The organism is Dyella sedimenti (genome assembly GCF_022760995.1).
Classification (GTDB): Bacteria; Pseudomonadota; Gammaproteobacteria; order Xanthomonadales; family Rhodanobacteraceae; genus Dyella; species Dyella sedimenti.
The window spans coordinates 49636-71497 of the sequence record NZ_JAKWJO010000008.1 but is presented as its reverse complement, the minus strand read 5'-3'; the positions used below and the strand labels follow the sequence as shown (position 1 = coordinate 71497).

Annotated in this window: 15 protein-coding genes; 8 read left to right on the top strand and 7 right to left on the bottom strand. The window is 67.7% G+C overall.

Going from position 1 to position 21862, the window contains the following annotated elements; genetic code table 11:
- On the bottom strand, positions 1-2766 hold the full coding sequence (locus MJ605_RS15765; RefSeq protein ID WP_243042502.1) for a glycoside hydrolase family 31 protein: 2766 nt from the start codon (positions 2764-2766) through the stop codon (positions 1-3).
- A 171-nt stretch (positions 2767-2937) separates the two neighbouring features.
- Positions 2938-5667, bottom strand: a complete 2730-nt coding sequence (locus tag MJ605_RS15760; RefSeq protein ID WP_243042501.1) for a protein kinase domain-containing protein — start codon at positions 5665-5667, stop codon at positions 2938-2940.
- A 178-nt stretch (positions 5668-5845) separates the two neighbouring features.
- On the opposite strand from MJ605_RS15760, the gene MJ605_RS15755 reads away from it, so the two are divergent.
- The 4 genes from MJ605_RS15755 (at position 5846) to MJ605_RS15740 (ending at position 9323) form a co-directional block, all read left to right on the top strand.
- Positions 5846-6631 carry a hypothetical protein gene (locus tag MJ605_RS15755; protein ID WP_243042500.1) on the top strand — a complete coding sequence of 262 codons (786 nt, stop codon included), beginning with the start codon at positions 5846-5848 and terminating at the stop codon, positions 6629-6631.
- Positions 6628-7269, top strand: a complete 642-nt coding sequence (locus tag MJ605_RS15750) for a hypothetical protein (RefSeq protein ID WP_243042499.1) — start codon at positions 6628-6630, stop codon at positions 7267-7269. Before MJ605_RS15755 ends, MJ605_RS15750 begins: the two co-directional genes overlap by 4 nt.
- Before the next feature lie 100 nt (positions 7270-7369).
- A complete protein-coding gene (locus MJ605_RS15745; protein WP_243042498.1) occupies positions 7370-8641 on the top strand; it encodes a hypothetical protein in 1272 nt (423 codons plus the stop codon).
- A gap of 16 nt (positions 8642-8657) precedes the next feature.
- The gene (locus MJ605_RS15740) at positions 8658-9323 is read left to right on the top strand and encodes a hypothetical protein (protein ID WP_243042497.1); all 666 of its coding nucleotides are present in this window, start codon (positions 8658-8660) and stop codon (positions 9321-9323) included.
- A gap of 26 nt (positions 9324-9349) precedes the next feature.
- On the opposite strand, the gene MJ605_RS15735 is transcribed toward MJ605_RS15740, so the two are convergent.
- Positions 9350-10378, bottom strand: coding sequence for an LLM class flavin-dependent oxidoreductase (locus MJ605_RS15735; RefSeq protein WP_243042496.1), 1029 nt, complete (start codon positions 10376-10378; stop codon positions 9350-9352).
- Positions 10375-11307, bottom strand: a complete 933-nt coding sequence (locus MJ605_RS15730) for an ATP-grasp domain-containing protein (RefSeq protein WP_243042495.1) — start codon at positions 11305-11307, stop codon at positions 10375-10377. The genes MJ605_RS15735 and MJ605_RS15730 overlap by 4 nt, the downstream gene beginning before the upstream one ends.
- Before the next feature lie 319 nt (positions 11308-11626).
- Here MJ605_RS15730 and MJ605_RS15725 point away from each other — a divergent pair, with 319 nt between their 5' ends.
- Positions 11627-13996: a glycosyl hydrolase family 95 catalytic domain-containing protein gene (locus MJ605_RS15725; RefSeq protein WP_243042494.1), complete on the top strand. Its 2370-nt coding sequence runs from the start codon at positions 11627-11629 to the stop codon at positions 13994-13996.
- 162 nt (positions 13997-14158) lie between these two features.
- Here the strand turns inward: MJ605_RS15725 and MJ605_RS15720 are convergent, their stop codons facing one another.
- Genes MJ605_RS15720 through MJ605_RS15710 form a run of 3 tightly spaced genes read right to left on the bottom strand, consistent with a single transcriptional unit; the run spans position 14159 to position 18569 of the window.
- A complete protein-coding gene (locus MJ605_RS15720; RefSeq protein ID WP_243042493.1) occupies positions 14159-14824 on the bottom strand; it encodes a response regulator transcription factor in 666 nt (221 codons plus the stop codon).
- A gap of 32 nt (positions 14825-14856) precedes the next feature.
- Positions 14857-15228: a response regulator gene (locus MJ605_RS15715; RefSeq protein ID WP_243042492.1), complete on the bottom strand. Its 372-nt coding sequence runs from the start codon at positions 15226-15228 to the stop codon at positions 14857-14859.
- Complete coding sequence (locus tag MJ605_RS15710) at positions 15228-18569, bottom strand: PAS domain-containing protein (protein WP_243042491.1); 3342 nt, start codon at positions 18567-18569, stop codon at positions 15228-15230. Before MJ605_RS15710 ends, MJ605_RS15715 begins: the two co-directional genes overlap by 1 nt.
- Positions 18570-18845: 276 nt before the next feature.
- On the opposite strand from MJ605_RS15710, the gene MJ605_RS15705 reads away from it, so the two are divergent.
- From MJ605_RS15705 to MJ605_RS15695, 3 genes are all read left to right on the top strand, one after another.
- A complete protein-coding gene (locus MJ605_RS15705; RefSeq protein WP_243042490.1) occupies positions 18846-20189 on the top strand; it encodes an epoxide hydrolase family protein in 1344 nt (447 codons plus the stop codon).
- 100 nt (positions 20190-20289) lie between these two features.
- Positions 20290-21324 (top strand): alpha/beta fold hydrolase, encoded by a 1035-nt coding sequence (locus tag MJ605_RS15700; protein ID WP_243042489.1) that lies wholly within the window; start codon positions 20290-20292, stop codon positions 21322-21324.
- 24 nt (positions 21325-21348) lie between these two features.
- A complete protein-coding gene (locus tag MJ605_RS15695; RefSeq protein WP_243042488.1) occupies positions 21349-21858 on the top strand; it encodes a cytochrome P460 family protein in 510 nt (169 codons plus the stop codon).
- Positions 21859-21862 lie beyond the last annotated feature (4 nt).

Genomic DNA, 21862 nt, shown 5'->3' with positions numbered 1-21862 from the left:
TCACCGCCACGTCACCGTCGTCTTGTCGTGGATCGATCGCCTGGGAATGGACAGCGTGGCCACCGAGTCCTTTGCATCCCACTGCCAGTCATCCACCGGCTTGCCGTCGATGGCGAGCGACGATGGCTTGCCCTGGGCATGGATGCGCAGCGCGTAGCTACGCTGCGCGGGCTGTCCCTGGAAGCCGCCCTGCACCGCCTCGACCACCAATTGATGGCTGCCGTCGGCGCGCGTGTCGTACCGCATCGGCGTCAATGCGTACGCTCCCTTGCCGTAATCCAGCGAGATGCCGTCGTCCTCGTAGAGCTGGAAGCTGCCCTGTCCCGAGCCATACACATTGAGGATCAGCGTATCCAGCGGCCTGGCATCGGAATAATCGCTCGCCGGCTGCTCTGGAACGATCGAGCCTTCGCGCACGAACACCGGCATGTCGTCCACCGCATAGTGGCGGGTGAAGGTGGTGCCGCCCTGGAAACGCTCGCCATGGAAAAAGTCGATCCATGAACCGGGTGGCAGGTAGACCGTGCGGTCGCCGCCGGGCGACAGCACCGGCGCCACCAGCATCTCGTCGCCGTAGAAGTATTCGTGCGTGTGCCGGTAGGCCTCTTCCAGCCCGGGATGCTCCAGGTAGAGCGGCCGCAGGATGGGCAGCGCATCCCGGTGCGCCAGCCAGGTGTAGGTATAGGTGTAGGGTATGAGCTGGGTGTGCAGCGTGAAGTATTTACGCATCAGGGCCACGCCCTGCTCGCCGTAGACCCAGGGCATGCGTACGTTGCCCTCGTCCGGGTTGGCGTGCGCGCTGTGCATGCGCAGCAGCGGGCTGAAGGCGCCGAACTCGATCCAGCGCGCATACAGGTCGAAATCGATCTTCGCGCCATGGAAGCCGCCGATGTCGTGGCTGATGTAGGGCACCAGCACATTGCCGCCGCGCGTGCTGAACGCCACTTCGTAGGCCAGTACCGGCCACTCCGAATAGGTGTCGCCAGTGAAGAAGGCCGGGTAGCGCTCGCTGCCCCAGTCGCCGTAGCGGCTGAGGATAAAGCCGCGCTTGCCCGAGGATTGCGCGAAATCGTAGAACACCTTATTGGTCCACAACTGCGGGTTGAGCCCGGGCATGGCGGTCGCGCCGCCGCCGCCATCCACCCACCACTGGTCCACGCCCTGGCGCATCAGCGGTTCGTGCAGGTACCGCATGAACACATCCGCCTGCTTCCGGTCGGCAAGGTCGAAGTAGATACGGCCAGGCGGCGCCACGTCGCGCAAGGCCGTGGGACCGCGCAGCAGGCCGCCGCCCAAACGGCCGGGCTCGACGCGCAGGGCGATGCGATTGGGCTGCCCCGGTTTCAGGTAGGCGCGGATATCGGCATAGGTCAGGCGTTGCGGCCACTGGATATGGCTATGCGGCACTTCCTGGCCGTTGACGAACAGGCGGTACTGCTTGTCCACCTCGCCCAGGGTGAGGTACAGCGCCGCCGGCAATTGCTCCGGCAAGCGCACCGAGGCGCGATACCAGGCCACGCCCCGGTAACCTTCATGCCCCTGCTTCTGCCACGACGAGCCCACCTGGATCGACTGCCACCGGGCACCGCCCTTCCCCGCGTACCAGCGCTGCGCCACGCCCTCGTCCCTCGGGTCGAGGGCCAATTGCCATGCGCCGGAGAGGTCCTGGTCGAAGCGCGGCTTCACCGGCTGCGGCTGGCCCAGCGCCTGCAGCACGGCCGGCGCATGGCTGTCCTCGGGCGACAGGATGCTCTCCTCGGTATTGGCATAGCCGGGATGGTCGTTGAGGCTGAGCTTGACGCCGCGCGCGTGCAGCCAGGTGATGAAACGGTCCGGCTCGGGGATCAGCGGGCTCCAGTCGTAGCCGCCGTCCCAGCCGTAGTTGTGCCAGGCGAAATCGAGCACCAACGTGTCGAACGGGATATGGTCGCCGCGCAGCCGCGATATCTCGTCCTCAAGCATCTGCTGGTTGTAGCGCTGGAAGGCGGGACGCTTCGCATCGGCGGTGCCCGGGAAATACTCGAAATTGAAATCGGTGATCCAGGGTCCCAGCGTGTAGCGGGGAATCATCGGCACCGGCCCGCACAGCTGCGCATACTCGCGCAGCACGCGACGATAGTCCTTGCCGTAGGCGAACAGGTACCAGTCCTGCCCTCCCTGCTCCGCACGCGGCTCGATCCATTGCGCCTGCGCATTCCACAGCGGCGTGCGGCTGTCGTCGATGAAGGCGAAGCCGCTGCGGCTCAACAGGCCCGGCTTGGCCTTCTCCAGCGTCACCTCGATGCCGGGGATCACGTCATTGACGGGACTGCCCTGGTCCATCTGCCCTTCCGGCAGGTTCGCCTTGCTGATGTTGTCCAGCGAATAGGTGAGGCCGCCGAGATTCTGCGGATCATCCTGGCCGGGCTGCCACTGGTGGGAACCGCCATCGGTCCAGCTCACCTTGAGGTTGTCCGCCGTGAAGGGGCCCGAGTGCAGCTTGTAGCGCAATGTCAGCGCATCGGTACTGGCCACCAGCCAGTCGTCCTGCTGCGAGACGTGCACCGGCACCGGTGCCCAGTCGCGCTTCTGCACCACGGCGGTGGGAGCATCCACGAAATGGCCGCTGGGCGAATACTCCATGCGCACCAGCGTCGATGTAAGGAACTGGAAGCGTGCCTCCCCCGCGACCACTTCCGGTTTGCCCGGCGCGCTGGCGCAGGAGGCCAGCCATAGCGTCGCCCATACCAACCAAGCCATGCGTACCGCGAAACGATGAAACCCCATGCCTGTTCTCCCCCGCTCGGTTCAGCGTGCAGCGGCACAGGCATCCCACCGCCCGCATGCCATCCGAGGGGCACCACGATGCACAGCCGCAAGGTTATCGATCGCGCATCGCACGCCGATGACCTGGGAAACTACCGCAGCAGGCATGCGAGGTAAATGCGGGGGCGCGGATCAACGCATCGCCAGCTGCTGGCTCAAGCGGTCGATGCGCTTCTTCTCGAAGCTCTCGGGATCGGCCCAGGCGAAGGCCGGCGTCGCCGCGCTGAGCAGCTTGCGCGCCTTGTCCTTGTCGCCGGCCGCAAGGGCGATTTCCGCCGCTGCCATGTCCGCATTGGCGCCCCAGTCGGCATCGCCCACCAGCGCCGCCGCCTTGGTGCGATCGCTGGCCTGCAGTATCGGCGCGGCCTCGGCGGGATGACCGCCGAGGATCAGGCATTCGGCGACGAAGTAGCGTGCGACGTGAGCCAACGGATAATCCGCACCGAAGCTCGCCTCCACGTCGGCAAGCCCGCCGCGCAGGTTGTCCAGGCCGGGACCGGTCCTGCCGCCACGGCATTGGGCGACGCCCAGGTCCAGGCGTCCGCCCAGGGCCTGGTGCGACTTCGGCCCCAGCGACTCGGCGCCTCGCCGCCAGACCTGTTCGGCATACCCCGCCGCCTCGTCATAGCGACCGATGCGGGACAGGCTGTCGCCCATGCCGGACAGCAGGGCCAGGGTCAGGCGATGGTTGGGGCCATAGCGCTGCTCGAACAGCGGCAGCAACTGGGCATAGCCGGTGACGACCTCGCGGTCTCGGTGCTGCAGCTGGATGGCGTTGAGCAGGTTCTGCCGCGCGTTGAGCGTGTCGGCATGGTCGGCGCCGTACATGGCGGTGGCCTGGTCCACCACCTGGCGCATCTCGGCCTCGGCCTCGGCGGCGCGGCCGTCGCGCATCAGCAACAACGCATGGATGGTCTTCAGGCGCAGCGCATCGCGCGGCGTCGCCAGCGAGGGATCGGCCTGGCGCAGCGCCATGGCGCGCTCGAAGGCGGCCTCGGAAACCTTCAGGTCGCCGAAGTAGTGGGCCGTGCCCTCGGCCTTGGCGAAGGCATAGCCGATGGCGCCCCGGTCGGCGCGCGTCCCCAGCCGCGCACGCGCCGCGGCAATGATGGCCTGGGCATCCTTGACCGCCTCGGGCTGGCCCGAGGATGCCTCGGACTGCGCATGCGCCAGCCGCACCAGCGTGGCCGCCTCGCCATCGGCCTGTCCCGCCGCCGCATAACTCGCCTCGGCGGCCTTGTACTCGGCCTGCGCGGCGGGGACGTCGCCGCGTTCCTGGAAGGCCTTGGCCAGCGTGGCGTGCAGGCGCGCGGCGACCAGCGGCGCATCGGCGAAGCGCGAGTCGATCTGGGCGGCGGCGCGCTTGGCGGCCTCGCCCAGGGTTTCCTGCACGCCATCGCTGCGTGCGGGATCGGCGCGGGCCAGCAGGTTGTCGGCGAGGAAGCCATAGCTCGCCTCGGCGATGGCTTGCTGGCGCCGCGCCTCGCCGCGCTGGCGGGTGGCGATCCATGCGGCGGACGAGGTGGCGAGGATGCCGAGGATCGCGACCACGGCGGCCGCACGTATCCATGGGCGCCGCGCGTCACGCCGCTCCCTTTCGCGGCGCAGCGCGGCAAGCTGGGCGTCGCGCTCGGCGGCCGCCGCCGCTTCGGCGCGCCGCGCCTCCAGGCGATCCAGGCGATCGGCGAGCAGCGCGGCGGAGGCGAGCCGACGCGCGGGGTCGCCCGCGGCCGCCTCGGCGATATCGGTCCGCAGCACGGGATCGGCCAGTTGCTCCTCCCAACCCGGCGCGAGGCTGCGCCCGAAATCGGCGACGGCGAGCTGGAACAGGACCAGGCCGAGCGCATAGATGTCCGAACGCATCGTGGGCACGGCATCGCCGACCAACTCCGGCGCGCGGTAGAGCGCGGTGCCCGAGCGGCCACCACCGGGAGCTGGCTCATCGGTGGATTCAGGAACGGTAATGGCATAGGCAGCCAGCAGGTCGTCGTCCAGCACCTGGCCGCTGCCGAAGTCGGCGAGGCGGATGCGGAAATCCCCGCCGCGCTCCTCGATCAGGATGTTGGCGGGCTTGAGGTCCTTGTGCAGGATGCCCACGCCATGCACCGCGGCCACCGCGCGCGCCACCGCGGCGGCCACGCCGAGCCGGCGCGCCAGCGGGATGGCGGCCAAGCCGCCATGGGCCGCCGCCCAGTCGAGCAGGCTGGCGCCGCCATCGACGCTTTCCAGCATGTACGGCGCGGCCTGGAAGTTCCATTCCAGCAACGGCGCGAAGGGGCCTTCGGCACCGAGCGAGGTCATCAGCAGGCGGGCGATGGCCGCCTCGCGCTTGAGGCTGCGCAGGCGCTCGGGCGTATCGGCGAACTTGAAGATGCGCGACTCGCCGGTCTTCTCGTGCTCGGCGCGCCAGACGTCGGCGGCGCCGCTGTCGCCCAGCGCGCGCAGCAGCCGCCATTGCGGCCGGCCGGGCACCGCATCCCCGGGCTGGAAAGCGAAGCGTGCGCCCAAGGGGCCGGCGATGCTCTCCACCGCTACCTGGACGGCGAGCCGGTAGCCGACGCGCGGCACGGTCTCGATGATCCTGGCACCCTCGTCGCCCAGCGCCTTGCGCAGCTTGGAGACGGCGGTGGCCAGCGAGGCCTCGACCACCACCACGCCGGGCCATACGGCCTCGAGCAGTTCGTCCTTGGTGACCACCTCGCCGGCGCGCAGCAGCAGCTCGTGCAGCAGCTCCAGCGGCTTGGCCTCCAGCGCGGCCGGGGCGCCATCGACCAGGAGCGCCCAGCTCCCCTCGTCGAAGGTGGCCGAGGCGAAACGCCATTGTCGTCGCCGGCGCCGGCCCGCGGCTGTGGTCACGCTCATGTTGTCCCCCTGGTGCGCCTTCAGAACTTCTTCAGAAGTCCGTCAGGACACGGCGATGCCGTGCCAAACATCATCCGGCAACCGCTGGGCGGCACGCAAGCGAGGACCGGCACATGGTTCCAGCCGACATGCCGGGCCGCCCGGGGGAGCGCTCGGAGACACCACAGGGGATGGCAATATGCATCGACGTCATTTCGTCCAACTGGCAGCGGGCGCGCTGGCCGCGGCCGCGATCGGGCCGGCGCTGGCCCAAGCCGGCAGTGCGCTTCCGCCGGCGTTGAGGGGGCGGCGCACCCCGCAGGGGCTGCCGAGTGCCGGACGCATCGCCACACGGGCCGACGAGGCGCTCGGGCTGCTGCTCGCGCCGCCCTACGTGCGCCAGGGCAACGGTCCGGTCGTCACCGTCGCCGGCTATGCCGGCTGTCCCTACATGGCGGCATTCCACCGGGATTTCGGCACCCGCGGCGACGGCGTGGAGACGCACTTCTTTCCCCAGCCGCTGGGCGGGGACGACAGCGCGGAAAGCCAGGCCAGGGTTACCACCAACATGGTGTCGCTGCTGCTGCACCCGACGCCGCAGAACCTGTCGCTGTACCTGGACGGGCGCCTGCCACCCTACGTACCCAGGCTGCGCGAGGAGCACGAATACACATCCTCGATCATGCGCGCGCTGTCCGGTGCCGGGCGCAAGCCTGCAACGAAGCCGACGCCGGACGAGCCGATGACCAGGGAGCAGTTCCTGACGATGTGGGACGAGCTGCACAGGAAGCAACTGGGCAGCTTTCTGCTCCTGGCCGAAATCCTCTCCCAGAACGGCCTGTCGCCCTCGTCCACGCAAATGGCCTCGCCCAGCTTCTTCTGGGTGCGCGATGGCGCGCTGCTCTACGCGAACGGCTACACCTCCAGCCCCGAGCAGCGCGCGCGCATCGCCGCCATCTTCGCTTCCGCGCGGGGTGAGGCGTGAACGCCGGGAAGATGCCGCTGGCGTTGCCAGCCGTATGGGCCATGGCGCTGGCCGGTGCGCTGCATGCACAGGACAGCGGCCACGCGCTGCTGAGCCGAGACGAACTGCTGAGGCGGCTGAAGGATGGGCAGAAGGTGGACGGCGTGGATCCGAAAAAGGAGCGCCCGGCGACTCCGCCACCACAAGCCGCGCCCCCCCAGATCGAGGTCGTCCGGGACGAGTTCAATCCCAAGACGGTCTATCGCGCCCCTACCTTCAACTTCGACGGGAAAGATCCCTATGACCATGTGCAATGGGGCCTGATCGGATACACCGAGGGCACCAGCAGGACTTACGTGATCTATTCGGACGTGCGCAGCAACAGCAGCATTTTGTACGACAGCGGCCCGCTTGACGCGAAATTCTGTTCCATCGCGCTTTCCGGCGTGGGCGCCCTGCCCCTCTACTATTGGCAGGATACGGAGGACTGGTACAGGGTCGAACTCGATGGCGAGTTGAGCCTCGCGCAAATGCGGCAAGGCGCCATTTCAGGCCTGCGCTTCAAGTTCGCCTGCCGTGGAGACAACTGGCGGGACTACGTACTCGAAATACCGGCAGCCCACGTCAAAGCCCTGTTGACGTCGATGGGAGTGAAATAGCCATGAGCGGCACGTCTGGCGAAAAACACCCTATCGAATCGCCACTGGATGCCGGAACGGCATCAACGGCGGCGTCCTTGCCGATGGAGAGCTCGGGCACATGAAGCGATTCCTTGCATATGCGGCCCTGCTGGCGCTGGCCGTGTGGGCGAGCGGCCTTCTCCATCTGGTGGAGCGGATGGAGTGGCCGCGAAGAGACCTGGCCTACGAACTGGAAGAGTTCTCCCTCTGGGGCGCATGGCTGCCATTCGCGATAGGTGCCGGCCTCGCCATCCGGCGCCGATGGCGGTGGCGCAGTTACGGGCTGGCTCGGCTGCTGGCGCTGCTGCCGTTCGGCGCACTGGCGGGCGTGTGCCTGGTCGAGCGCGGCGTTCCCCTGATCCAGTATGTCAATGGAGCGTTCCAGGATGAGCTGCCTCACCTGTCGGCGGGTTCACCGGAGTGGACGGGATATTGGATCGGCGGCGTGGCGGTTCCCCTGATCGTGCTGGGGCTGGCGGGCATGGTGGGCATCACGCTGGGCGCCCTGCTGGCGCAGCCCATGGTGGCCATGCGGCGGCTGTCGACGGGCGATACCGGCTTCTATGCCCGGACGCTGGCGTTCCGGTGGCTGCACGGCGATGCCGAGGTGGAGGTATATACGCGTCCCTATCGGCGCAGCAAGGCCACCACGACCCGCGTGCCCCTGCATGCGTTCGATGCGACGTTCGAGCGTGAAGTGCTGCAGAAGTGGGGGCATATCCCCACCGTGACCACCATGACGGGCTATACCTCGTCGGGCGGCATGGTGACTGGAACGGCCTACGGCCCGGGCCACGCCTACCAATACAAGGTCACCACCTCGCGACAGGACGTGCGGCTGGCCGGCATCAAGCAACAGGTGACCCTGGGAGCGGCCGAAGCGCGGGAAGCCAAGTGGAACGTGCGGCGCCTGATGCGGCATGCCAGGCCGGCCGCCGAGGCACACCAACGGCAGCGTGAGGCGGATGCGCGGCAATCCACCGAGGCCACCGAGCGAAAGATCCGCGATGCGCTGGATGCCCTGGCGCACCAGGCCGGCCTGGCTGGCGAGCGCTGGACGTTCCACAAGGCATCCCGCGAGGGCGACCTGCTGGAAGCCATCGCCGCGGACCGCCTCGGCGCCGGCTACGTGGTGTGCAGCGAAGGGCTGGAACGCTGGATGGGGAACTGGCATGGCGCAATGCTGTTCAGCGTGGATGGCGGCATCGACGTCCAGGTGGACGATCCCGCCTATCGGGCGGAACACCTGGCCGAGCGCCGCTTCGTCATCGGGCGCGGCTGGCCGGCTCCCTTGCGCAACGAATGGTCCAGCCGCATCGCTCTGCTGGCGGAACGACCGGCAGCGTCCTGACGCCGAAACCTCGTCCATGTCCCTGAGAGACCATGCATGGCGGCTGTTGTTGCCGCCGCACCAGCAACGTTTCGTCGCGACGATCAACGCCGTCGTGCGGCCGGCGCCCTTGGATCCCGAACTGACCGAGGTACGCTATACGGCGCTGCCCTTCTACGAAAACCGCCGCTTCTGCCGGATCATCGATCATCGGCAGGAACTGCCCAACGAGCGGTTCGCGCTGGCGGGACCGGACGAGACCGTGCTGCTCAACAAGAGCAACGAGCCGATCCATCGCTGCAATGCCACCGCGCCGATCCGGCTCACGCCCGGCAACGTGGCCCAGTACGCGGCCTTCTTCCTCGACCACGTCGTGGGCCGGCAGGGCCGCTTCCTGATCGTCGAGTCGCCGGCTGACGTCCGTTGGTCGGAGCCGGACGACGAGGCGCGTCGATCCCTTGCCGCCTCGGCCATCGAGCCGCTGACGTTCATGGGCACCGACAGGGACGGACGATTCGCCCTCCGAGCCTGCGTCATATTCCGGGACGCGCTGTTCAGGTCGCTGATACGGGTGGCCAGGGATGGCCGGATCGAACTGACCGAGGAAACGCTGCTGGCCGAACGCCTCCCCATCCACATGGACACCACGCCACGGGACTATCCGTTGAACACCGACTCGCAGGGACAGCTATACCTTTCTTGAGCGACGCCCCGCGGAAACAGGAACACTCACACCGCCACCGGCGCGATGACCTGCCGCGCGAATCGCTCCATTTCCTCCAGCTGCGGACTCATCTGCAGCAACAGCAGGTCCAGCCCCACGGCGGAGAACTCCTCGATCCGCGCGCGTACCTGCTCGGGCGTGCCGACGAGGCCGGGCCGCAGGCCGCGATTGGAGACGGAATATTCCTTGATCTTCAGCTCCCTTTCGAGCTGCGTGCCGGAAAGCCATTGGTCAAAGTTGGCGAAGCCTGGCGCCTCCGTATCCAGGGTGGTGATGCGCTCCACCTCGGCCTGCGCCTCCTCCTCCGTATCGCGCACGATCGCGTAGGCGGCCATGCCGAACCGCATGGGCGGCAAGCCGGTCCGCGCGCGTCGCTCGCGCATGTCGGCGATCTTGGCGGCGATGAACTCCGGCTCGTCGCCGTGCATCACGTAGGCGTCGCAGCGGCTGGCGATCAGTGACTTGGCCGCCTCCGACTCGCCGCCGGCGTAGATGGTCGGGCGCGGCGAGGACAGCGGCTTGGGCTCGCAGATGGCGTTCTCCAGTTGGTAGCGCTCGCCCTTGAAGGTGAACGGCGTCTGCGACCACAGCCCATCGACCACCTGCAGCCACTCGTTGGTGCGCGCGTAGCGGTCGTCGTGCTGGTCGAACTGCAGGCCGTACTGCGTGGCCTCGTCGGCCCACCAGGACGACACCACGTTCAAGGCCAGGCGGCCGCCCGAGATGCGGTCGACATTGGCCGCCTGCTTGGCGAACAGCGCCGGCTGGTGGAAGTTGGGCCGCACCGCGACCATGATCTCCAGCGTCTGCGTCACCGCCGCCAGGGCGGCCGCACTCGACCATGCATCGAGCGCCGGCTCGGTGACGCCCTTGATGTCGTTGAGGTTGAGCTCGGCGATGAGGGTGAGGTCGTAGCCGATCTGCTCGGCGCGCCGGCACAGCCGGCTCAGGTAGTCCCAGCTGGCCTCCATGTGCTCGTCGCGCACGTTGCGCAGCCAGCCGCCAAAGACCGGCGCCCAGAATCCATACCTCATGCCGCCTTCTCCCGGGTAGCGTCGATGGCACGATCCAGGTAGTCGACCAGCGTCTCGTGCGGGTCCCAGCCCAGCACATTGAGCGGGTCGGCCACGAAGTTGGAAAGGCCGTTGATGTCGTAGAAACGGCGGGCGCCGTCGCGATCGTCGATCATGAACTCGATGCCGCCGATGTCGAGCCTGGCGGCGCGGGCGATGGCCTCGGCGGCTCGTATTTCATGGCGGTCGGGCTTGTATTCACGCACCGTGACCGCCGGCTTGTCGATCAGGCAGACATCGGCGGGGCACAGGTCGAAGGTGCCGCCATCGGTGTTCAGCGAGATGGCGTAGAGGAATTTGCCGTCCAGCGTTTCCATGCGGACCATGTGCCGGTCGCGCGCCGGCACGTATTCCTGCACCAGCGTCACGCTGTCGATGCCCTTCGGCGTGGTGCCGTCGGCGACGGCCTGTTGCAGCTCTTCCACCGTGTCGTAGCGCGAGACGCCCGCGCCCGAGCCGCCGATGTTCACCTTGACGATCACCGGGAAGCGCAACCCTTGCGCGGCGGCGACGATGTCGGCCTGCCGATGGACCACGCGCGTGGCGGGAATATCCAGCCCGAGCGACTGGATCACCGCCAGCTGGCGCGCCTTGGATGCATCGACCGCCAGGGCATGGGTGCCGTTGATCACCCTGGCGCCGTTCAATTCCCAATGGGCGTAGAGCGATTGCGCGTAGAAGATCGGGTGCTCGTCCTGGCGCAGGAAGGAACTCATCGCCAGGCGACTGAGCACGACGGGAGCCGGCGCATGTTTTTCCGCCAGGTCGAAGCGGTGGTCCTGGAAGCGGATCGCCTGGTAGGCGATGCCACGGCGGTCCAGCGCGGCGAACAGCGGCTTGAACCATTCGGGGTGTTCGTAAACGATGGCCAGTGGAGCTTGGTCGGGCATGCGGAGAGGTCGATTCGTAGCGGGTCGTCCATGGTTCACACAAGCCGCTCGTAAAGTCAATTTGATATGGCGGCATGGACGTCTCGACGTCCCTTCCGCGCCCCTGGCGAAGCGCGCCGCGACGCCGCCGGCCCCATGGATGCGCCGACAGATGACTATTCGTCATGACGATGAAACCATCGGTTATGACACCTGCCGGATGTCGCAAGATATGGCGGCGATACTCGCGCAAGCACCGTCCTGCCGCGTGGCCGTCGCAGGGACTGCCAAAGGCGACGCCATTGGGCAGAATCAACCCTTCCCTCCAGGCCAGCTGCGCATGCCCAACAAGATCGGTGTATCCCGGACATGGTTTTTCTGTCTCCTGCTGGCCTGCCTTGCCGCCCGCGTATCCGCCGGCGGACTGGACGTGGCGCAAGCCATAGCCCGCTCGGACATCGCCATCGGCCAGCCCAACGTGCTGTCCAGCCAGGCGATGGGACTGGGCAATGGCCGGTTGGGCGCGGCGTTCTGGGCGGCGGATGGATTGACCCTGCAGCTCAACCGCATCGACACGCTGCCCGACCGGCGCTCGCCCGGGCAAGTCAGCCTGCCCGACCTCAAGGCGTTGACCGCCGATCGGGGCTTCCACGGTCGCGTCGATCTTTACGACGGCGCCCTGGAGGAAAGCGGCGATGGCATCGCGTTGCGCGCCTGGGTGGACCGTGACGCCGATCGCGTGGTGATCGACCTCGCCGGCCTGCCCGCGCAAGGCCTGCAACACGTTCGCCTGCACCTGTGGGAACCGCGCGCGCCCATCGCCGGCGCAGGCGACGGCGTCGCCTGGCTTGCCGAAACCTGGCGCGACGAAGGCCGCCCCGGCGCCTCGGGCCGGCGCTTCGGTTCGCTGGCGGCGATCCAGGCCACCGGCGCGCAGGCGCGCGTGCTCGATGCACGCACGGTGGAGCTTGCCGCCCATGCCGGCCAGGACGGACGACTGCGCGTGGTGATCGCGGCGCCCGCCTTCGACGGTGCGCGGACGGCGGCCGACGTCGCCCGCGACGCCCTGGCGCCGGCCATCGATCCGGCCCGTACCGCCGATTGGTGGCATGCGTACTGGACACGCGCCTATCGTATCCAGGCGCAATCGGACGATGGCGTGGCGCGCTACGCCGAAACCCTGCGCACGCTCTACCTGTTCGCCGCCGCAGCGCATGGCGGCGGCGATATCCCGGGCTCGCAGGCCGGCATCGCCGACCTGTACGCCGCCAGCCGCGACGATCATTTCTGGGATCCGGCCGCCTACTGGTTCTGGAATACACGCATGCAGGTCGGCGCCCACCTGGCCGCCGGCCTGCCCGAACTCAACGCGCCGGTGTTCGCCCTCTACCGCAACCATCTTGACGCCATCCGCCAGTGGACCCGCGACCGCGCGGGCGGGCGGCCCGGCATCTGCGTGCCGGAGACCATGCGCTTCAACGGCAAGGGCGTGGAATACGAAAGCGACCGTTTCCGGCCGTTCGCCATCGTCACCCACAGCTGCGACCTGGCCTGGTCGCAAAGCTCCAACGCGCGCACGCTGAGCACCGGCGCGGAGATCGGGCTATGGGTGTGGCGCACCTACCTGCAGACGGACGACCGCGCCTTCCTCGAGGCCAACTATCCGTTGATGGCGGAAGCCGCCCGCTTCTTGCTCGCCTACCAGCGGCCCGGCCAGGACGGCCTGCTGCACACCGCGCCCTCGAACGCGCACGAGACGCAGATGGACGTGACCGATCCGGCCACGGACATCGCCGCCATCCGCACGCTGTATCCAGCCACCATCGCGGCCGCGAAAATGCTGGGACGCGACGACGCGCTCGCCGCGCAACTACGCCAGGCGCTGGCAAGAACGCCCACCCTGCCGCTGATGCCCGATCCGCACGACGCCGGCGCCCAGGTGCTGGCCGCCAGCCATGACGCGGATGCGCCTTACCGCAACGGCGAGAACATCGGCCTGGAGGCGGTGTGGCCCTATACCCTGATCGGCGCCGACGACGCGCTGTTTCCGGTGGCGCGCCGCACCTTCGCGTCGCGGCCCTTCGTGCACGCCGCGACCTGGAGCTACGACCCCGTGCAGGCCGCGCGGCTGGGGCTGGGCAAGGAAGCGGCGCAGGCAATCTTCCAGCTCGTGCAGCTCTACCAGGTGTATCCCAACGGCATGGCCGCCCTGCTGCACGACCTGCCGAACGAGTTCTACCTGGAACAGGCGGCGATCACCGCGCTGGCGCTGTCGGACATGCTGGCGATCCAGGACGCGGATGGGCTGGTGCGTATCGGCCCGGCCATCCCACCCGGCTGGCGCATGGCCGGCACGGTGGCGCTCCGGCATGGTGCCTCGGTCGAGGTGGAAGCCGTGGATGGGCATGCCACCGCCTTCACGCTCCAAGATGCCGGAAACGCGACGATCAATTTCGCCACGCCCTGGCAGGGCCACCAAGTGCAGCTATGGCAGGATGGCAAGCCGGACCGGCAGCTCGACGGCGGCCGCTTCGCTTTCCATGCCACGGCGGGACACGTCTATCGCTTCGCTCTCGCCGGCGAGACCGCCTCGCCAACCTTCGCCGCGCAGCCGGAAGCCACGGTGAAAACGCTGGGCCGCGCCGCCATCGGTCTGGGCCCGCCCTGCTGCGCGCCGCCAGCCGGCTACGATCCAGCCAAGGACCGCTAAGGGCCTGTTCAAAATCTTGGTGTCATCCCAGCCACCCCCTCCCAACCTCCCCCTGCGCGCAGGGGGAGGAGTCAAACCATGCGCGCTCTGGCCCCCTCCCCTGCGCTCAGGGGAGGGCTGGGGAGGGGTGCTCTGTGGCCACACCGAGATGTTGAACAGGCTCTAACTCCGCGGCATGACATGGGCGGCCATGCGAACCAGCTCGGCGAGCGAGCGCGCCTTCATCTTGCGCATGACCTTGCCCCTATGCGCCTTGACGGTGATCTCGCTGATGCCCAGGTACGCGGCGATCTGCTTGTTCAGGCGGCCCGCGATGACCATGGCCAGCACCTGGACCTCGCGCGGCGTCAGCGAGGCATAGGCCTGGCGCAATTCGCGCAGATCGTCCTCGTGGGCAAGCGCCACGCGGCTCCCGTCCAATGCTTCGGCAAGCGCCTGCAACAGGACCCGGTCGTCGAACGGCTTGGTCAGGAACTCGGCGGCCCCGGCCTTCATGGCCCGCACGGTGATCGGCACATCGCCGTAGCCGGTGATGAAGATGATCGGCATGCGGACGCGATCCTCGACGAGACGCGCCTGCAGCTCCAGTCCGCTCAGGTCCGGCAGGTTGACGTCCAGTATGAGGCAGCTGGGCACCAAGGGCCGGTCCAGGGCGAGGAATGCCTGGGCCGATTCGAGCAGCACCGGCTCCCACCCCGCGCTGCGTACCATCAGCTCCAGCGACTCCCGCACCGAGATGTCGTCATCGACGATGAATACGATCGGCATGGCGTGGGACATGGGCAACGGACCCGGCTCGCAGTCGAGGCAAGCCTTCGTGTCCAACATGCCACGCCTCCTTTCCGGTGTCGACCGGAGATTCATGCCGCCGGCAGCGCGGCGTCCAGCGCCCTCAGCAGCGCGGCCTCGCTGAAAGGCTTCATCAGGCAGTCCACCGCCCCTTGCTGGATCAGCCGCGGGCGATCGGCGGCATCGCCATGGGCGGTGATGAAGATGATGGGAATCTCATGGCCGCGCCGCACCAGTTCCTGCTGCAGGTCCGGGCCGGACATCCCGGGCATGGCGATATCGAGGATCAGGCATCGGGTCGTCTCGACATGGCCCGACGCCAGGAAGGCTTCGGCCGACGAAAAGGCCTGCACCGTGAAGCCGAATTCCCTCAGCAGGTCCGGCAGCGATTCGCGCACGGACTCGTCATCGTCGACGACCGACACGAGCAAGGCAATGCCCATCAAAAACTCTCCAAGGGATGGGGGAAAGCCACCCCGGTATCTCGAACGGTTCCGCCATTGGCCAGTTCGGCCGCGGGTTCGGGAAACGGCGGAACGGCGAAGGAAAACGTGGCACCCGGTCCATCATTGATCCTGGCCCGGAGTCGGCCACCGTGGCCATCGATGATCGAACGGCTTACCGACAGCCCGATACCCATGCCCGTGTTCTTGGTGGTGTAGAAGGCATGGAAAATCCGCTCCGCGTCCTGGGGCGCGAAGCCGATGCCGTTGTCGCGTACGGCAAGACGCACATAGCCGTCCTCATCCAGGCCGGTGCCGACGCGCATGTGCCGCGGACGATCCGAAACGCCCTGCATGGCATCCGAGGCATTGATGACCAGGTTGAGGATGACCTGCTGCAACTGGACACGGTCGCCTCTGACCGGCGGAAGGCCCTCGGCAAACTCGGGATAGAGGATCACGCTGTTGCGCTGGAGTTCGCCCAGCAGCATCGCGATCACTTCCCGCGCAGCCTCGTTGAGGTCGACCCGCTCGACCGAGAGATCCTTCTTGGCGAACAGTGCGCGCAATCGCTGGATCACGTCGGAGGCGCGGTGGCCATCGCGGATCGTGCGCCGCGCGGTCTCGCGGGCGCCTTCGATGTTCGGCGGGTCCGAGGCAAGCATCCGCAGGCAGGTATTGGCATTGGTGATGATGCCGGCCAGCGGCTGGTTCACCTCATGGGCGATCGACGCGGTCAACGCGCCGAGGCTGGCGACCCTCGCCACGTGGGCAAGTTCCGAGCGGACCCTGCCGAGCGCTTCTTCCGAAAGCCGGCGCTGGGTGATGTCCTGCACGGCGGCGATGTATTCCAGCCCACCCTCTTCGTCCTGCGTCGCATGGGCCACGAGGTGCACGTATTTCACCCGGCCATCGGGCATCAGCAACCGATGCTCGCTCTCGAAATCGCGCCCCTCGCGGCGTTGCCGCCTGAGCATTTCGTCGTGGGTCGGGATGTCTTCCGGATGGATGCGGGTATTGATCAGCTCGAAGGTCGGCGTCACGCCCGGGTCGAGTTCGAGGATGCGGTAGAGCTCTTCCGACCAGGTGATGTCGTCCGTACCCACGCGCCAGGAGAACGTGCCGGTAAGGCTGAGGCGCTGGGCCTTGGCGAGGAAGGCCTCGCTCTGCTTGAGCGCCGCCTCGAAGCGCGCCCGCTCGATGGCGATGTCGGCGAGGTGGGTGAACTGGGCGATAAGGTTATGGTGCGCCGGCGCCGGGTCTTTCACCTCACGGTGCAGGATCGAAAGGACGCCCACCACCTTGCCGCCGAAGGAAGCGATCGGATACGCCCAGCTGGCCCGCATGCCATGCGCCCCGGCGAGGGAGCACCAGTCGCGGAAGCGTTCTTCCCGCGCCAGGTCCGCCAAGAACACCGGCTCCTTGCCGATGGCGGCCAGCGCGACGGGGTCCTCGTCGGCGTCCGCGGCACGGCCCTCCTCGGCTTCCTTCAGGGCGCTTGGAAGATGCGGCGCGGCGCCCGGCAGCAGGCGAAGGCGCAGCGTGGCATCGTGCGATGGCCGGGTACGCCGCGGATCGACCAGCACGACGCTGCACAGCGCACCAGCCAGGATCGTTTCCACCAGTTCGCACAATGCTTCGAGAATCGAGGGAAGCGATGAACCGTCCGCCATCATGCCCAGCAATCGCTTCTCGCCGGCCAGCAGGGTTTCGGCCTGCTTGCGAACCTCGATATCGGTATTGGCGCCGTACCACTTCACCAGGCGGCCACTCGCGTCGCGCTGCGGCACGGCCCTGATCAGGAACCAGCGGTAGGCGCCATCGTAGCGACGCAGCCTGGCTTCGTATTCGCCCGGCTGGCCGGCTTCCAGCAATGCCTGCCAGTAAGCCGCCAGGGCGTCGGCATCGTCCGGATGGACGGCCGATGCCCAGCCGAACCCACGGGCGTCGCGCAACGCCATGCCGGTGTATTCGTACCAGCGCTGGTTGAGGAACTCGACCTTGCCATCCGGCGCCGCGCTCCATACGAAGCCGGGGATGGCATCCACGATGTTGCGCAGGCGGTCTTCCGATGCGCGGATGTCGTCGAGCGCCTGTGCGAGTGAGACCTGCGAGCGCTGGCGCTCGATGACGATGCTGGCAATCTGGGTGAGCTGGTCGATCAGCGCCATGTCCCGCGACGTAGGCGAACGCGGCCGTTCGTAGCACACCGCGAATGCGCCCATGGCATCGCCCATGGCGGCACGGATCGGCGTGGCCCAGCACGCATGCAGGCCATGCGCCATCGCCATGGCGGACCACGTGTCCCACTGCGTCCCGGCGGAGAGATCGGCCACGATGATCTGGCGGTTCAGCCGCGTGGCCGCCGTGCGCGGATCCGACCCGGCGTCCGTTGGCTGGGCAACGAAGATGGCGCTGTCCGGAACGGCCGGCCCGACCGCCTGCACGACAGGCGCACCCGCCGGATCGACCAGCAGGGCGCCGCAACGGCTGCCGCTGAGGGTTTCCTCCACGAGACGACAGAACGTTTCCAGGATCTCCGGCAGCGAACTGCCGCCGGCCACCTTCTCCAGCAACTGCTTCTCGCCGGCGAGCAGCGCCTGGCCAAGCTTGCCGTCGTCGATATCCACGTCCAGGAAACACCAGCGGGTGATGTTTCCCTGCTCATCCCGCACGGGCAGGCCGCGCACGCGAAACCAGCGATAGGCGCCGTCCGCTCCGAGAATCCGCTGTTCTCCATCGTAAGGCTGCCCGGTCCGCAGCGAGTGCGTCCATCGGGCGATGGCCAAGGGCAAGTCGTCCGGATGAATCACCCGGGTGGCTTTCCAGTTCCTGAGTTCCTCCAGCGTCGCACCGCGATAGGCACGCCCCTGGCGGTTGACGTACTCCACCGTGCCGGCCGGCGCCATGACCGTGACGGACCCGGGGATGCTGTCGAAGACGGGACGGAAGTCCACCTCCCGCGCATGCGGGCGTTCGCCGGTGCGCTGGCATGCCTCGACATCGATGTTCATGCCGCACCATTTGACGACCCTGCCATCGTCCCCGGCCAGTGGGCGAACCCGCAGCACGAACCAGCGATAGGCGCCATCGAAACGGCGCAGGCGCGCCTCCATCTCACCGGGGCCGGCGGAGTCCAGGATGGTTCGCCAGCATCCAAGCAGGCCCGGCAGGTCGTCGGGATGGACGATGCGCTGCCATGCCTGGCCGCGCGCTTCGTCAGGGGCGAGACCGGTGTAGCCGCACCAGTCCTGATTGACGAAGTCGACGTGTCCGTCGGGGAGCGCAGTCCATATCAATCCGGGAAGCACATCGACGACGCGGCTGAGTTCACTCTCCATACCGGCCCTCTCTCGGCGGTCGTCGTTGGGCGAGGATGCGCCATCCGCCGGTAACGGCCCATCATACTTTGGTGTCGGTCCACCACAGGTGAGCGCCGCGAGCCGGCGAACGGGCCTTCGCGCAAGGCGCCTCGCCTCCTACCAAGGTATCGACCGATACCATCGTGCAATCGCCAGCCTTCCAGGCGCCTGCTGTGATCGCTCCAGCCAACGTGCATCGCCACCGGCCTATCGCCTCGCACGTCCCGGCCCTCCTCCCCTCGACGGAGATCGAGCATGTCTTCAGCAGCGCAGCCCAGGCGTCACCCCTCCACCCTCCACGCCACCGCACTCGCATGCGGCCTCGTCCTGCTCACGGCCGATGGCTACGCCCGGCCCTCATGGGCTGCCGACGCGCAGTCCGATGAGAACGCCGCAGCGGCCAGGCCGGCGACCAGCAGCGAGAGCATCCGCCCATTCCGCATCCATGTCCCGCAGGCGCAGCTTGCCGACCTGCACGCGCGTATCGCGGCGACGCGCTGGCCCGACAAGGAAACGGTCGACGATGGCTCCCAAGGCATCGGGCTGGCGACCATGCAGGCGCTGGTGCGCTATTGGGGCGACGGCTACGACTGGCGCAAGGCGGAAGCGACGTTGAATGCGCTGCCGGAATTCGTGACCAGCATCGACGGGGTGGACATCCAGTTCATCCATGTACGTTCGCGCGAACCGAATGCCCTGCCGCTGATCCTCACCCACGGCTGGCCTGGCTCGCCGCTGGAATTCCTGAAGGCCATCGGCCCGCTGACCGATCCCGTCGCCTATGGCGGGCATGCCGAGGATGCCTTCGACGTGGTGATTCCCGCCATCCCCGGCTATGGCTTCTCGGGCAGGCCAACCGGTCCCGGCTGGACGCCCGACCGCGTGGCGCGTGCCTGGGATGTGCTGATGAAGCGCCTGGGCTACACGCGCTATGTATCGCAGGGCGGCGACCACGGCTCGGTCATCTCCGATGCGCTGGCGCGGCAGGCGCCACGGGGACTGCTCGGCATCCACCTCAACATGCCCGCCACGATACCCGCGGAGCTGGTCAAGCCCATCAGCGACGGCGAGCCGGCCCCTGCCACCCTGTCCACGCAGGAGCGCCGGGCGTTCGATGCGCTCAGCACCTTCTTCGGCAGGAACGCGGCCTATGGCGCGATGATGGTGACCCGCCCGCAGACCATCGGCTACGCCCTCGCCGATTCGCCCAGCGGCATGGCCGCCTGGATGTACGAGAAGATCGCCGCGTGGACCGACAGCGACGGCCATCCCGAACGGGTGCTGAGCCGCGACGAGATCCTCGACGACATCACCCTGTACTGGCTGACCAACACCGGCGCCTCGTCTTCCCGCTTCTACTGGGAAAACAACAACAACAATTTCAGCGCCACGGCGCAGAAGACCCGCGAGATCACCGTGCCGGTGGCGATCACCGTGTTCCCCGGCGAGATCTATCGCGCGCCGGAAAGCTGGGCCAGGCAAGCCTATCCCTCGCTGTACTACTTCCACGAAGCCGGCAAGGGCGGCCATTTCGCGGCCTGGGAACAACCGCAACTCTTCGCCGAGGAATTGCGCACGGCGTTCAGGCCGCTGCGCTGAGGCGGGCCAAGCATCGATGTGAACCGTAGGGAACGGCTCCGCCAGGCCATGGGCCGGATGCGGACGCCATGTGGATCACCCATTCACCGGAGTAAGACCCATGTCCTGGAAAACGATCTTCAGCCGCCGCCGCTTCCTGGCCGCGGCAACCCTCGCGATCATGGTCGCCCAAACCGGCCTGGTGGATGCGGCGCAGGCGCAATCCGCGCAATCCGCGTCCAGCACGAAGGCGCGTGATCCGCTTGGCGCGCTCAAGCACATCCATGCCGGCGCGCTGGACGTAGCCTATGCCGAGCTCGGCCCCGCCGATGGCCCGGCGGTGATTCTCCTGCACGGCTGGCCCTACGACATCCACAGCTATGAAGACGTCGCGCCAGCCCTGGCGGCGAAGGGCTACCGGGTGCTTGTTCCCTATGCCCGCGGCTACGGCGAGACCCGCTTCCTGTCCGCCAGCGCCATGCGCAACGGGGAGCCGGCCGCGCTGGCCAGGGACGTCGTCGACTTCATGGATGCGCTCGGGATCGAGCATGCGGTACTTGGCGGTTTCGACTGGGGCGCGCGATCGGCCGACATCGTCGCGGCGCTATGGCCCCGGCGGGTGAAGGCCTTGGTGACCGTGAGCGGCTACCTCATCGGCAGCCAGGCATCGGGCAAGACCCCGCTGCCGCCCAAGGCCGAGCTGCAATGGTGGTATCAGTATTACTTCGCCACCGATCGCGGCCGCATCGGCTACGAAAAGTATCGCCACGACTTCGCCAAGCTGATCTGGCAGCTGGCTTCGCCGAAATGGCATTTCGACGAGGCCACCTTCGAGCGCAGCGCCGCCGCGCTCGACAATCCCGACCAGGTCGCTATCGCCATCCACAACTATCGCTGGCGGCTGGATCTCGCCAAGGGCGAAGCGGCATACGACGCGCTGGAAAAGCAACTGGCCGCATTCCCGGCCATCACGGTGCCGACCATCGCCCTGGAGGGCGACGACAACGGCGCGCCGCACCCGCTACCCGAGGCGTATGCCAAGCAGTTCACCGGCAAATACCAGTACCGGCTGGTCACCGGCGGCATCGGCCACGACCTGCCGCAGGAAGCACCGCAGGCCTTCACCCAGGCCGTGATCGACGCCGACCACCTTTGACGCGCCACCGACGGGAGTATCCCGATGAAACGAATCCCGCTTGCGGTTCTCGCCGTGGCCGGCGTATCGACTGCCTTCGCGGCGGCCACCGCCGCCTTGGAAAAACCCGGCCATGGGGAGGCGTCGCCCATCTACGGCGTCACGCTTCCCGAGGGATACCGGCAGTGGGAACTGGTCGCCCCCGCGCAGGAAGCCGCGCCGCTGGACGAGCTGCGCGCCGTGCTGGGCAATGCGATGGCCATCAGGGCCTATCGCGCCGGAACGCTGCCGTTCCCGGATGGCACGGTGCTGGTCAAGCTGGCATGGAAGCACGTGCCTTCGCCCGAGTTCGGGCCTGCCGCCATCCCCGGTGCGGCCACGACCGTCCAGGTCATGGTCAAGGACTCGCGGAAGTACGCCACCACCGGCGGCTGGGGCTTCGGCCGCTTCATCGACGGCAAGCCCGCCGACGAAGCACAGCACCGCACCTGCTTCTCCTGCCACCAGGCCCGGGTGAAGAACCATGACTTCGTCTTTACCCGGTTCGCACCCTGACCCA

Coding starts and splice junctions, on each gene's coding strand:
- MJ605_RS15755 (WP_243042500.1), top strand. CDS start 5,846: ATGCATCGACGTCATTTCGTCCAACTGGCAGCGGGCGCGCTGGCCGCG.
- MJ605_RS15760 (WP_243042501.1), bottom strand. CDS start 5,667: ATGAGCGTGACCACAGCCGCGGGCCGGCGCCGGCGACGACAATGGCGT.
- MJ605_RS15705 (WP_243042490.1), top strand. CDS start 18,846: ATGTCTTCAGCAGCGCAGCCCAGGCGTCACCCCTCCACCCTCCACGCC.
- MJ605_RS15700 (WP_243042489.1), top strand. CDS start 20,290: ATGTCCTGGAAAACGATCTTCAGCCGCCGCCGCTTCCTGGCCGCGGCA.
- MJ605_RS15730 (WP_243042495.1), bottom strand. CDS start 11,307: ATGCCCGACCAAGCTCCACTGGCCATCGTTTACGAACACCCCGAATGG.
- MJ605_RS15720 (WP_243042493.1), bottom strand. CDS start 14,824: ATGTTGGACACGAAGGCTTGCCTCGACTGCGAGCCGGGTCCGTTGCCC.
- MJ605_RS15715 (WP_243042492.1), bottom strand. CDS start 15,228: ATGGGCATTGCCTTGCTCGTGTCGGTCGTCGACGATGACGAGTCCGTG.
- MJ605_RS15725 (WP_243042494.1), top strand. CDS start 11,627: ATGCCCAACAAGATCGGTGTATCCCGGACATGGTTTTTCTGTCTCCTG.
- MJ605_RS15735 (WP_243042496.1), bottom strand. CDS start 10,378: ATGAGGTATGGATTCTGGGCGCCGGTCTTTGGCGGCTGGCTGCGCAAC.
- MJ605_RS15740 (WP_243042497.1), top strand. CDS start 8,658: ATGTCCCTGAGAGACCATGCATGGCGGCTGTTGTTGCCGCCGCACCAG.
- MJ605_RS15710 (WP_243042491.1), bottom strand. CDS start 18,569: ATGGAGAGTGAACTCAGCCGCGTCGTCGATGTGCTTCCCGGATTGATA.
- MJ605_RS15745 (WP_243042498.1), top strand. CDS start 7,370: ATGAAGCGATTCCTTGCATATGCGGCCCTGCTGGCGCTGGCCGTGTGG.
- MJ605_RS15765 (WP_243042502.1), bottom strand. CDS start 2,766: ATGGGGTTTCATCGTTTCGCGGTACGCATGGCTTGGTTGGTATGGGCG.
- MJ605_RS15695 (WP_243042488.1), top strand. CDS start 21,349: ATGAAACGAATCCCGCTTGCGGTTCTCGCCGTGGCCGGCGTATCGACT.